The following is a 12,095-nucleotide window of genomic DNA, read 5'->3' on the forward strand; positions in this document are numbered from 1 at the left end:
AGAAAATGACAATATAAAGGAGCAAGAACATGACATCTAAACAAGGGATTCAACCAGAAGATCTTTATCACTTGAAATCAGTGGCAGATCCACAACTCTCACCTGATGGGACTGAGGTAGTTTATGTAGAGACACGTATTGATGAGAAGAAAAAAGACTATGTATCGAACTTATTTTATTTAAATTTAAAAGACAAACGTCCTCAGCAATGGACATATGGTGAATATCGTACAAGCTCTCCTGTATGGTCGCCAGATGGCAGTCAAATTGCTTTTTCCTCTACAAGATCAGGCAAGCCGCAAATTTTTGTACTGTCGAAAACAGGGGGAGAGGCGAAGCAAGTGACGTATTGTAAAAACGGTGCGTCCACGCCTGTCTGGTCTCCATGTGGAGAGAAAATTGCGTTTTCAGTTATGCTAGGTAAAGATGAAACTATCCTAGATAAAGCTGAAGATGACAAGAAAGAAGAAAAAGAACTCAAGCCACTTGAAATCGATAAGATGAAACATAAATCGGATGCGGGTGGATTTATGGATATGGACCAATATACTTACATTGCCATTGTCGATTTAAAATCTGGTGAATTAGAGCAAGTGACAGAAGGGAACGAGCATTTCCATCTGAGTACATGGTCGCCAAATGGCAGTTATCTTACGTACTTAGCAGATAAAGCAGAGGATTTAGATTTTTCATATAATGCTGATATTTATTTATTCGATGTAGAAACAAAACAGAGCCGCAGGGTAACAGAGGGGATTGGCTCTTATTACCAAACGTCCTGGTCGCCTAATAGCCGCTTTCTATCCTTTGTTGGAGGAAAACGTGAATTTGAAAATGCCACACAAGCGAAGCTATGGATTTATGATATGGAACAAAATCTGCTAAACTGTGCAACAAGCGAGTTTGATGCCCCTGTTGGTGATTATGTCATCGGTGATTTCCTGCAAGGGGTAGCAGCACCACGTGTGCAATGGATGAATGATAATCATAGTTTCTACTTCCAAGTAACTGATCACGGTAATGCGGCAATTTACTTTGGTAATGTAGATGGTGAAATTTATCCAGCAATTCACGATGATCAATACGTTTATGGTTTTTCACTAGATACTCACAATGATCAAGCCGTTGTCGCAATAAGTACGACAACGAATCCGGGCGATTTATATTACGTCAACTTAAAAACGGGTGAAAAAGAACGATTGACGACAGTCAATGAAGATGTTTTAAAGACGAAAGAGTTAGCTGTTCCAGAGAGCATTGAGTTTGAAGGAGCTGAGGGCTGGAAGGTCAACGGCTGGATCATGAAGCCAGTGGGCTATGAAAAAGGAAAGAAATATCCCCTTATTCTTGAAATCCATGGTGGTCCTCATGCGATGTATGGCAACACCTATTTTAATGAATTCCAAATCCTAGCTGCTCAAGGCTTTGCAGTCCTATATACAAATCCGCGTGGAAGTCATGGCTATGGGCAAACATTTGTGGATGCCGTACGTGGTGATTATGGGGGCAATGACTATCAAGACCTGATGGCCGCTGTTGACTATGCTTTAGAGCAATATGATTTCATTGATCCAGATCGACTAGGTGTAACAGGTGGGAGTTATGGAGGCTTTATGACAAACTGGATTGTTGGGCATACCAACCGCTTTAAGGCAGCAGTTACACAACGCTCTATTTCGAACTGGATTAGCTTTGCAGGAGTTAGTGATATCGGCTATTACTTTACAGACTGGCAAATTCAAGCGGGGCTCGATAATATTGAGAAGCTATGGCATCATTCACCATTGAAATATGTAGACAATGTTGAAACACCATTGCTCATTTTACATGGTGAAAAAGACTATCGTTGTCCAATTGAACAGGCGGAGCAATTATTTATCGCCTTGAAGTATCGGAAAAAAGAAACGAAATTCGTCCGTTTCCCTGAAGCAAATCACGAACTGTCAAAAAGCGGAAAGCCAACATTAAGAATTAATCGTCTCGAATATATACGAGATTGGTTTGTGGAAAAACTTTAAAAAAGAAGTGGCTTAAGAAGTGAACATACTTCTTAAGCCATTTTTTATAGAAAAAAGAATCACAGCAAAGTGTGATTCCAGATCAGTTAGTCCATTTTTTGAATAAAAACGACCTTCAAATAATTAAATTCAGGATATTCACGAGGCACACGGAAATCCTTTGGTAAACCGTATTCTTCTACAATTTTATAGCGTGTACGAGTCTCTTTAAATGCTTGGTCGATAAACCCTTTAAACTTTTTCATACCGAAGCTTGCGTTGTTTGTAGAAGCCACAATAATGCCATTTTTGGCTGTAATCGCAATCGTATCCTTCAGTAATTTTGGATAGTCCTTCGCCGTTGAGAACGTCATTTGCTTTGTGCGGGCAAAGCTTGGTGGATCTAATACAACAAGGTCAAATTTTAATTCGTGACGCTGTGCATATTTAAAATAATGAAAAACGTCCATTACTTTTATATCCTGAGCTTCGTAATCAATTTGATTGACGCTAAACTGCTCAATCGTTTTGGCTAAACTGCGCTTCGCAACATCGACACTTGTTGTTTTAATAGCTCCTCCAAGCGAGGCTGCTACAGAAAATGCCCCAGTGTAGGAAAAGGTATTTAGCATATTTGTTGTGTTCGCATAGCGCTCACGAATAGCTAATCGTACTTCCCGTTGATCAAGAAAAATCCCAGTCATAGCACCATCATTTAAATGGACTGCATAGGTCATCCCATTTTCCTTAACCATGATTGGAAATTCGCCAGGAGTCCCCATAACAAAATCATCCTGTTCCATATATTGCCCTTTACTATCGAATCGTTTTTTCTCATAAATTGCTTGGTAGTTGATGGTTTCAGCAAGCGCCTCATAAACGACTTCTTTCAACGAGTAAATGCCCTCGCTATACCAACTCACCATATAGTAGCCATTAAAGAAATCGATAGTTAGACCTCCGATGCCATCACCCTCGCCATTGAAAACACGGAAGGCTGTTGTATGTTCATTTTGGAAGAATGCTTCTCGTAGCTGTATGGCTTTTTTGAACTTTTTAATGAAAAAAGCTTTATCGATGGTTTCATCTATATCTGTCGTCAGTACCCAGCCAATCCCTTTATTTTGAATACCGTAGTAACCTGTACCAATAAAACGATTATGGTGATCCATCAGCTTAAGCAGTGTCCCTTGCTCGGAAGGTAGTTGTCGTGCATCCACTGCATCTTTTGAAATTAATGGGTAGCCTTTTTTTACTTGATCAGCAAAAGGCTGTTTTAATTGTAGTGCAATTGTTTGTGTCATGTTGTCATCCTTTAAAAACGTTTTGCTCTATTATCGCACTGTTTGGATGGGATAGCCAAACTTATTTCAGGAATTCAGCAATTTTTGCCACCGTTTCGATTGTTGCCTCTTCAAAATAATTCATTTTGCTAAAATAACTATGAATTAAACCAGACATGGTCATATGCTCCACAGATACTCCAGCGTCGGTCAGTTTTTGGGCATAACTTAAACCTTCATCAAAGAGAACATCTGCCTCTGCTGCAATGAGGAGGGTTTTAGGCATATGACTTACATCCTCGAGCTGTAGGGGAGACACCAATGGATTTGTAAAGTTCGATTCATCCGTATAGTGTTGAGAAAACCATTGCATGCCCTGTTTATCTAGGCCGAAATTTTCCCCATAAGCCTGATAGGAAACGGTCGTGAAATCCACATTCGTAACAGGATAAATGAGCGCTTGTGCTTGCAAAGACGGTCCACCTGAAGTTACAGCTAAGTAGGCCACAACAGTTGCTAAATTACCGCCGGCACTATCCCCAGCCACCGTCAACCGAGCAGCATCGCCGCCAAATGCTTCGATATGGTCATGCACCCATACTAAGCTATCGTAGGCATCTTGCAATGGAGTTGGAAAAGGAAATTCAGGAGCCAAACGATAATCCACTGAAACCACAATAGCTTGCGCTTGGTCTGCTAAAAGCTGACAGCCAGCATCAACAGACTCTAAATTACCATATACCCAACCACCGCCATGATAATAAACAATAACAGGTAATGGTTGGTCATGAGTAGGTATATAAAGTCGTAGCGTAATTTGAGCACCATCACGCACTGTAATTTGTTGGTCTTGCATCAACGCTAATTTTGGCTTGTGTGGTGATTGCCATGGCGTAACAGTACGCATTGCGCGTGCTTCCTGTGGTGTAACTTGATAGTAAGGTGTAGCAACATGTTGATCTTGAATATAATGAACAGCTTCTTTTCTTAAAGTAGTCATCCTCATCAGTCCTTTATCGTGACGTTTATTACTTATATTATAAACTATTCGTATAATTTTACTAGGATTTAATTTTAGAAAAAGAAAATTCTTTCATAATAGAGGTGAAATTAGCGAATTGTGTTTATAATAAAAGGGAAGAAAGTATTTGGAGGGACAGTATGATTTCTTTAATTGTGGCACATGATGACAACCATGTAATAGGTTATAATAACGGAATGCCTTGGCATTTACCAGGAGATTTGCAGTATTTTAAAAACAAAACAATGGGCAAGCCAATGATAATGGGACGAAAAACGTTTGAATCCATTGGTCGTCCACTTCCAGGACGTCGCAATATTGTTATTACACGAGATGAAAATTATCACGCGGAAGGCATTGAAACTGTGACAAGCCTAGAAGAAGCAATAGCGGTAGCAGGGGATGTAGAGGAAATCATGATTATTGGCGGCGAGCAAATTTTCCGTTTATCGATGGAAATGGCAGATCGCTTATATATTACGAAAATTAACCATTCTTTTCAGGGCGATACCTTTTTCCCGAGCTATGAGGAGGCTTTTGTAGAGGTTTCTGCTGAACAGCCCGAAACAGCTTCAGAAGGCTATACTTTCCAATATCAAATTTTTGAACGTAAATAACATGGGAAACGCACGGTTTTGATAGACCGTGCTACTTCTATATTTAGGGGAGATATTGCTGCGCAACATCATGTTATCGAGTGGAGAAATTGCTCATGTTGATTGCTTGAGCTGTGCAATCATAAGTGGACAGGTCGAGCCTAATGGTGGTGTTGTCATTGAAACGGATTATTTTCACGCCCACCAGGATATAGCTTATCCTATAAAAGGATTAGTTATCTTAGCTTCAAAGCGTCACATCTATTGCTTTGATGAATTAAATAATGACGAAAAACTGGATTACATCAAACTCTTAACAAAATTTAGAAAAGCTCAAAGGGAAGTATTGGGCATAGAATACGTTTATTATTTTTACAACGAAGATACGACTCATCATTTCCATACTTGGATGGTGCCTCGCTATGACTGGATGAATGCATTTGGGCGATCCGTTGAATCCTTGAGGCCAGTGTTACTTCATGCAAGAAATAATTTGAGTAATGAGCAGCATGAAAAAGAAGTAAGAGAAGCTATTAAGCTTTTACGAGAATCCATAAAAAATCGCTCCTTATGAAGGGAGCGATTTTTTTATAAATAGAAGTACACACAAGCGTACATGGAAGCACAGCCAGCTAACACAAAAAGATGCCATATTGCATGGTTATAAGGTAGAGAACGCCAAGCATAAAAGATGGCTCCAATTGTATAGAACAGTCCACCTGCAAGTAGTAAAGCAAAGCCGTAAAATCCTAAGTATAAGTAAACAGGCTTAATAGCAAAGATGATTAGCCAGCCCATGCCAATATAAAAAATTAAGGATAGCACTTCAAAACGATTAATGAAGAAACATTTAAAAAGAACACCTAATATTGCGAGGGACCAAATAATACTTAATAAAGTTATGGCTAGGGTGCCACCAACAGCAATTAATAAAAACGGCGTATACGTACCGGCAATTAAAATGTAAATGGACGAGTGGTCCAAAATAGCGAAAAAGTGTTTATATTTTTCTGGCATACTGTGTAGCAATGTGGACATTAAAAACAGGATGATGACAGAGGCACCAAAAATACTAAAAGTAGTAATATGTAGAGCATTACCTGTTTGCACAGCTGTAAGCAGTAAAACAACTAGAGCCGGAATACTTGCAATAAAGCCAATACCGTGTGTAATAGCATTCCACAGCTCTTCCTTCCAAGATTTATAGTCAAATGAATCAATCATTTACAACACTCCTTTCGTTCATATATTTACTATACCCCAATAATTTATACATGAACATTTACATTTGTCATATATTTCATATCAAAAATGTCATAAGGCTGTCATATTCTTTTAGGGGCTTTGATAGACAAGAGATAAAGGAAACGCTATAGTATCAAAGGTAGCGTTTACATTCTCAAGAAATCAATGCTTTGCCTAATGACAAATGTCATGTTTACATAATGATTCATTAGTCTATATAATAAATTTTAATGAAGTAAAAGGATGTGTCGAAGTGGGACGAATTCATATAGTAACGGACTCAACTTGTGATTTAACAAAAGAAGAAGTAGCACAGCATGGCATACATATCGTGCCATTAACAATTCAAATTGATGGTGAAACATATATAGATGGTGTGGATTTAGAGCCACAACCTTTTTTAGGCTTAATGAAAAATGCTAAAAATTTACCGAAAAGTTCACAGCCTGCGCCAGGGAAATTTAAGGAATTATATGATGAGCTAGGCAAGGAAGGCGATCAAATTATCTCCATCCATATGACAGGTGGTATGAGTGGCACGGTAGAGTCAGCACGACAAGCAGCTCAAATGACAGACGCTGATGTGACTGTGATTGACTCCCGCTTTATTGCGATCGGTTTAGCTATTCAGCTACGTGAGGCAATTAAAATGCGCGATGCAGGAGCGACAGTTGAAGAAATCGTAGCTCGTCTGGATAAAGTACGTGCAAATACAAATTTATATGTGATTGTGGATACGCTTGAAAATCTTATTAAAGGTGGTCGAATTGGTAAAGGAACGGGCTTTATCGGTTCATTGCTGAACATTAAAGTTATTGCTAACCTAGAGGGTGGCGTTTACAATCCTGTTTCTAAGGTGCGTAGCCATAAACAGGTAGTGAATTACTTATTTAAACAATTCCAAGCAGATACGGCTGGGAAAACAGTCAAAGCTGTCGGTATTTCTCACGCAGATGGCCTCATCACAATGGGGAATCCATTAAAAGAGTTAATCGAAGGTACTGGTTTTAATGATGTTGAGATTGCCTTTACATCTCCAATTATTTCGACACATACTGGACCAGGTGCCATCGGATTTATTTATTTTGCAGAATAATAGTGAGGAGCTACTACATAAGTAAATGTAGTGGCTTTTTTTCGTTTTGGCTCTTAAAGCTGGATGCTTGTTCGGCTATTTGGAAAAGAGGAAATTTGGCAACAACACAAAATTATGGAGAACAGAGGGTAAGTCACTTTTCATTAGGGTATGAACTATTCTATAATAGAAGGTACAGAAAGGGATGGAAGGTGGTCAAATGGACATTTGGCGATTTATGTTGTCATGTTTGACCGTCTTAGTACTAAGTGGTTGTGCAATATCAATCGATGAGCCGAATCCGCAAGCAGAGCCTGACGGTGAGCAAGCAGAAACGGAGCAAGATATGACGCAGGATGAGCAACAAACAGTAGAAGAGGAAAAAACCTCCAAGAATATGTTGACGCAAATTTTTGAACATTTTTTTGAGCCATCAGCAGAGGATTTATCGCAAATTGATGAAGAAAATGCAAAGCAACTGCATTATCTGGCACTAGGAGATTCATTAACAGATGGTGTCGGTGATGAGTATAGTCAAGACGGTTATGTAGGAAGATTAGCAGATTCATTGCTTACGTGGCCCTCGATTTCCGAGGTAGATGTTGATAATCGTGGCAAACGGGGCAGACGCAGTGATCAGCTACTAAAATTAGTGAAAAAAGGGCATTATGATGAAGAGTTGCAACAAGCGCAGCTCGTTTCTTTAACAATGGGTGGCAATGATGTCATGAAAGTTGTTAAACAGGATTTGTTTAATTTGAAGCGTGACGCATTCGATAAAGAATTGCGGACGTATAAGCAGCGCTATAGCAAAATCATTGAAGGAATTCGTGCAAAAAATCCGACAGTACCCATCCTACTCATTGGATTCTATAATCCGTTTTCGATTGTGACCAATGAGGCGAATGAATTCGATACAATTATCACAGAATGGAATAATGTGATTGAGGAAGTAGCGAGCGAAGATTCCAATGCTTGCTATGTATCGGTGGAGGATTTATTTGATTCAAATGAAGAGCTCGTCTATCATACTGATTTTTTCCACCCCAATGCAAAGGGATATGAAAAAATGACAGAACGTATACTATCAGCAATGGAGCAGTGTGGTATGGAAGAAAAGATTAACAAGGCAATAGGCTTCGAGGAGTGACAAAATGAATAAATGGAAAGTCGCGTTTTTCGCCTTAGCAGGCACAGTGCTTTTTGCAATCCTCCTCGTCGTTTTTTTAGCAACTAGACCAGTAGATGGAGTCGATGTTGCCAAGAGTTCAGCAGGTGAAAGTGAAAGCAAAGGAAATGTACTCGTGGTGCAAACCACAACAAAGGAATTAGAATCGATTTCCAAAAAATATTTAAAGGATGCAGCAAAAGGCTCGCCTTTACCACTTGATTTTACAATCGGTGATGATATTCAATTACGAAGCACGCTCACGGTATTTTACACGGAAATCCCAATTTCCATGAATTTTGAGCCCATTGTGGATGACAAGGGCAATATTATTTTAAAGCAGACGGGAATGAATGTCGGGCTATTAAATATTCCGCCGGAGACGACGATGAAAATTATGCGGGATTCGGTGGAATTCCCTTCATGGATTACCGTGAACCCGAATAAAGCAGAAATCTATATTGATTTATCGCGCGTTAACATTGCATCCGGATCACGTGTCCGTGCTAAAGAATTGGACTTACCAAATGACAAAATTTTATTAGAAATTATTGTTCCTGGTGAATAAGGAGTGAGATGAATGGCAAAGCAATATGCAACATTTGCAGGAGGCTGTTTTTGGTGTATGGTCAAGCCATTTGACGAAACACCTGGCATTGAGTCGGTGCTATCAGGCTATACAGGTGGACATGTTGTCAATCCAACCTATGAGCAAGTGTGCTCAGAAACTACCGGACATGCAGAAGCTGTCCAAATCGTATACGATGATGATCTTTATAGCTATGAGCAACTACTGTCTATCTATTGGACCTTAATAGACCCGACAGATGCAGGTGGCCAGTTTTATGATCGCGGCGAATCCTACACAACAGCCATTTACTATCATAATGAAGAACAACGTCAATTAGCAGAGCGTTCAAAGGCTGATTTAGAAGCCTCTGGAAAGTTTAATAAACCGATCATGGTGAAAATCTTACCTGCTAGCACATTTTACCCGGCTGAGGACTATCACCAATATTATTATAAGAAAAATCCAATGCACTACGAACGCTATTCGGTTGGAAGCGGTCGCCGAGCATATCAAGAGCATCACTGGGGGAATAAACATGAATAAAGAACAACGTTTAAAAGAACTGACAGACATGCAATATTATGTGACACAGGAAAATGGCACAGAACCACCGTTTCGCAATGAGTTCGATGAGCATTTTGAAGAGGGCATCTATGTGGATATCGTCTCTGGAAAACCACTATTCAGCTCATTGGACAAATACAACTCAGGCTGTGGCTGGCCAGCCTTTACGAAGCCCATCCAAAAAGAAGAAGTAACCGAGCACTTCGACACAACCCACGGTATGCGCCGGGTAGAAGTACGCAGTAAAGAAGCAGACTCCCATCTAGGACATGTCTTCCCAGACGGCCCAAGCGAACTAGGAGGCCTACGCTACTGCATTAACTCAGCATCCCTTCGCTTCATAGCAAAAGAAGATCTAGAAAAAGAAGGCTATAGCCAATTCCTTTCATTATTCAAATAAAAAATCCTAGCAAGAGCAATCTTGCTAGGATTTTTTTGTTTGGGTGGATACGGATCGAGCCGCAAGGGTGGGGAGAGGTAGAGGAAGAATTCTAATGAATGGAGGGAATTAGCTAAGAGGTGGATAGAACGGGCAAAGAGACAGATAGAACTCCGAAAGTGACGGAAAGCCTGCTCAAAGAGAGGGACATAACTCACAAAGAGCCGATTAGCCACCCTGACCGTGACTAATCCACCTCTCCCCAATGGAAGCATTCCCCAGCCAAAAAAAGAGGGGATCCTTCCAACGAAAAGATCTCCCTCACAAATTCGTAATAAAAAACTTAAACTTTAAATGCACCTACTAAATTACGGAGGCTGTCTGCTTGTTGGGCAAGCTCTGTGGCAGCCGCGTTGATTTCCTGCATGGAAGCCGAGCCCTGTGTGGCAGCGGCGGCGGATGTTACGGTGTTAGCTGCGGACTGCTCGGCATAGGCATTGACGTGAATGAAGTCACTTGCTACCGCGTTGCTAAAGTCCAGTGTCGACGCAATTTTATCCACCATGGCTGCAATTATCGTTGTAGTTTCTTCTGTATGCGATAAAATGTTGGCCAAGGATTGATTGGTTTCATTGGTCACTTCTACGCCACGAATAACAGTAGTGACCCCTTCATGGTTTTGGGCAATGATGGATGTGACTTCATCCTGAATAGATGTCACTATAGCAGTTACTTCCTTGGCAGCACTTTGGGATTGCTCTGCTAGTTTTCGAACTTCATCCGCAACCACGGCAAAGCCTCGACCATGCTCCCCAGCTCGAGCCGCTTCAATCGCTGCATTTAAAGCTAATAGATTTGTTTGCTCGGAAATGGCTGTAATGGTACCAATGATCGATGTAATGTCGGCAGATTTACGACCTAACGCCTCGACCGTGGATGTTGTGGAAGCCATTGTTTCTTCGATTGATTGCATAACAAGCGAAGATTGCTCCACAGAAAGACTTCCTTCATCGGCTGCTTGTTGCATCGCTATTGAGGCACGATGTACGGCACTGGCTTGTTCGCTTAATTGATGCATAGAGTGCTCTAGGTCGCTCATTTTTTGTTGCGCACTATTCATACTAGAAATGGTATTATCACTATCGCTTGCAATATCTGCGGTTGCATCTGCAATATCTTGAATAGTACGAGCATTTTCATCTGCTAACGACATGAGTTCCTGACTACTACTTGATACATGATCAGCCAGTTCGCTTACACGTCGAATTAAATTGGAAATCGACTCAATCAACGTATTTGTGGAAGCAGCAATAATGGAAAATTCATCGCGATTTCGCACTTTCACACGTCTAGTTAAATCGCCTCCTGCCTGAGCAATATCAAGGATGGAGTCATTAATCGCTTGTGTATTACGTTTCAAAGATTTAAATAACATGAAACCGAAAATGATGATCGCTAAAAAGCCGATAATGGATACGATAAAAAATGTAGCGATCGAAAGGTTGACTTGCTGATTAAGCTTGTCTAACTTTGCTTTATTCGACTCATCCATCACCATATTTATGGATTCGATATTAGTATCAATATGCGTTTTCATTGTTTCCCCAGTAGCACCCATCATAAGCTTACGAGCCTGCTCAAGACCAAGTTCATCACGCATAGTCATTACTTTTTTTGAATAATCCAGGTAATTTCTATAATACTGATCAATGGCCTGCATATGACCAAGTTCAACTTGCCGATCCTGAAATTGTTCATTTAATGCTGCTAATTTTTTATTAATGGTGTCAATTTTCAAATGATATGAGGTAGAATAAATGCCATTCCCTGTTATTAAGTAACTTTGCTCCAAATTCGTCAACCTTGCTATTTCATACGCAAGTTGGTTAACTGTTAATTGCTCAAGGACATTCTTCTTAGTGAAGTCCTCCATCTCCTGCTGAAGCTTCTGTATATTGACGTAAGACAATATACCCATTACACCGTTAATTACAATAAGAAGTGCGAACATAATAAGCACTTTGCCTCGAATTAAATGGTAAAAACGTTGTCGTTTTTCTTTAATAGGAGGGGGATTAATCCCGGTTTCCTCTTGTATAGAGGCTTTCTTACTCTTAAAAAAGCTAAAAGTGAAGAGAGTCGGGCGTTTTTTTGCTGCATCATGAGTTTTTTTAGTCTTTTTCATCGCATCACCTT

Annotated in this window: 12 protein-coding genes; 8 read left to right on the forward strand and 4 right to left on the reverse strand. The window is 40.1% G+C overall.

What is annotated here, in order from left to right; all coding sequences use genetic code 11:
• Positions 1 to 29 precede the first annotated feature (29 nt).
• The gene (locus MKY88_RS10850; protein WP_340813608.1) at positions 30 to 2,018 is read left to right on the forward strand and encodes a S9 family peptidase; all 1,989 of its coding nucleotides are present in this window, start codon (positions 30 to 32) and stop codon (positions 2,016 to 2,018) included.
• An 86-nt stretch (positions 2,019 to 2,104) separates the two neighbouring features.
• Here the strand turns inward: MKY88_RS10850 and MKY88_RS10855 are convergent, their stop codons facing one another.
• Together MKY88_RS10855 and MKY88_RS10860 are read right to left on the reverse strand one after the other, a co-directional pair.
• Positions 2,105 to 3,301 carry a class I SAM-dependent rRNA methyltransferase gene (locus MKY88_RS10855; RefSeq protein ID WP_069481224.1) on the reverse strand — a complete coding sequence of 399 codons (1,197 nt, stop codon included), beginning with the start codon at positions 3,299 to 3,301 and terminating at the stop codon, positions 2,105 to 2,107.
• Between the two features lie 61 nt (positions 3,302 to 3,362).
• The gene (locus MKY88_RS10860) at positions 3,363 to 4,280 is read right to left on the reverse strand and encodes an alpha/beta hydrolase (RefSeq protein WP_340813609.1); all 918 of its coding nucleotides are present in this window, start codon (positions 4,278 to 4,280) and stop codon (positions 3,363 to 3,365) included.
• A gap of 161 nt (positions 4,281 to 4,441) precedes the next feature.
• Here MKY88_RS10860 and MKY88_RS10865 point away from each other — a divergent pair, with 161 nt between their 5' ends.
• A complete protein-coding gene (locus MKY88_RS10865; protein WP_069481226.1) occupies positions 4,442 to 4,918 on the forward strand; it encodes a dihydrofolate reductase in 477 nt (158 codons plus the stop codon).
• 58 nt (positions 4,919 to 4,976) lie between these two features.
• Positions 4,977 to 5,471, forward strand: coding sequence for an HIT family protein (locus tag MKY88_RS10870; RefSeq protein ID WP_340814822.1), 495 nt, complete (start codon positions 4,977 to 4,979; stop codon positions 5,469 to 5,471).
• Between the two features lie 14 nt (positions 5,472 to 5,485).
• Here the strand turns inward: MKY88_RS10870 and trhA are convergent, their stop codons facing one another.
• A complete protein-coding gene (gene trhA, locus MKY88_RS10875) occupies positions 5,486 to 6,121 on the reverse strand; it encodes a PAQR family membrane homeostasis protein TrhA (protein WP_258268620.1) in 636 nt (211 codons plus the stop codon).
• Between the two features lie 274 nt (positions 6,122 to 6,395).
• On the opposite strand from trhA, the gene MKY88_RS10880 reads away from it, so the two are divergent.
• From MKY88_RS10880 to msrB, 5 genes are all read left to right on the forward strand, one after another.
• A complete protein-coding gene (locus MKY88_RS10880) occupies positions 6,396 to 7,238 on the forward strand; it encodes a DegV family protein (protein ID WP_340813611.1) in 843 nt (280 codons plus the stop codon).
• A 199-nt stretch (positions 7,239 to 7,437) separates the two neighbouring features.
• The gene (locus MKY88_RS10885; RefSeq protein WP_258268621.1) at positions 7,438 to 8,367 is read left to right on the forward strand and encodes a GDSL-type esterase/lipase family protein; all 930 of its coding nucleotides are present in this window, start codon (positions 7,438 to 7,440) and stop codon (positions 8,365 to 8,367) included.
• A 4-nt stretch (positions 8,368 to 8,371) separates the two neighbouring features.
• Positions 8,372 to 8,953 carry a YpmS family protein gene (locus MKY88_RS10890; RefSeq protein WP_193831845.1) on the forward strand — a complete coding sequence of 194 codons (582 nt, stop codon included), beginning with the start codon at positions 8,372 to 8,374 and terminating at the stop codon, positions 8,951 to 8,953.
• A 12-nt stretch (positions 8,954 to 8,965) separates the two neighbouring features.
• Positions 8,966 to 9,499 carry a peptide-methionine (S)-S-oxide reductase MsrA gene (gene msrA / locus MKY88_RS10895; RefSeq protein ID WP_291759087.1) on the forward strand — a complete coding sequence of 178 codons (534 nt, stop codon included), beginning with the start codon at positions 8,966 to 8,968 and terminating at the stop codon, positions 9,497 to 9,499.
• Positions 9,492 to 9,920 (forward strand): peptide-methionine (R)-S-oxide reductase MsrB, encoded by a 429-nt coding sequence (gene msrB, locus MKY88_RS10900; RefSeq protein WP_340813614.1) that lies wholly within the window; start codon positions 9,492 to 9,494, stop codon positions 9,918 to 9,920. The genes msrA and msrB overlap by 8 nt, the downstream gene beginning before the upstream one ends.
• Positions 9,921 to 10,242: 322 nt before the next feature.
• Here the strand turns inward: msrB and MKY88_RS10905 are convergent, their stop codons facing one another.
• Positions 10,243 to 12,084, reverse strand: coding sequence for a methyl-accepting chemotaxis protein (locus tag MKY88_RS10905; RefSeq protein ID WP_340813615.1), 1,842 nt, complete (start codon positions 12,082 to 12,084; stop codon positions 10,243 to 10,245).
• Between the last annotated feature and the right edge of the window lie 11 nt (positions 12,085 to 12,095).

It is taken from the genome of Lysinibacillus sp. FSL R7-0073 (assembly GCF_038009065.1).
Lineage (GTDB): Bacteria > Bacillota > Bacilli > Bacillales_A > Planococcaceae > Lysinibacillus > Lysinibacillus fusiformis.

Coding starts and splice junctions, on each gene's coding strand:
- MKY88_RS10860 (WP_340813609.1), bottom strand. CDS start 4,280: ATGACTACTTTAAGAAAAGAAGCTGTTCATTATATTCAAGATCAACAT.
- msrA (WP_291759087.1), top strand. CDS start 8,966: ATGGCAAAGCAATATGCAACATTTGCAGGAGGCTGTTTTTGGTGTATG.
- MKY88_RS10890 (WP_193831845.1), top strand. CDS start 8,372: ATGAATAAATGGAAAGTCGCGTTTTTCGCCTTAGCAGGCACAGTGCTT.
- msrB (WP_340813614.1), top strand. CDS start 9,492: ATGAATAAAGAACAACGTTTAAAAGAACTGACAGACATGCAATATTAT.
- trhA (WP_258268620.1), bottom strand. CDS start 6,121: ATGATTGATTCATTTGACTATAAATCTTGGAAGGAAGAGCTGTGGAAT.
- MKY88_RS10865 (WP_069481226.1), top strand. CDS start 4,442: ATGATTTCTTTAATTGTGGCACATGATGACAACCATGTAATAGGTTAT.
- MKY88_RS10885 (WP_258268621.1), top strand. CDS start 7,438: ATGGACATTTGGCGATTTATGTTGTCATGTTTGACCGTCTTAGTACTA.
- MKY88_RS10855 (WP_069481224.1), bottom strand. CDS start 3,301: ATGACACAAACAATTGCACTACAATTAAAACAGCCTTTTGCTGATCAA.
- MKY88_RS10905 (WP_340813615.1), bottom strand. CDS start 12,084: ATGAAAAAGACTAAAAAAACTCATGATGCAGCAAAAAAACGCCCGACT.
- MKY88_RS10850 (WP_340813608.1), top strand. CDS start 30: ATGACATCTAAACAAGGGATTCAACCAGAAGATCTTTATCACTTGAAA.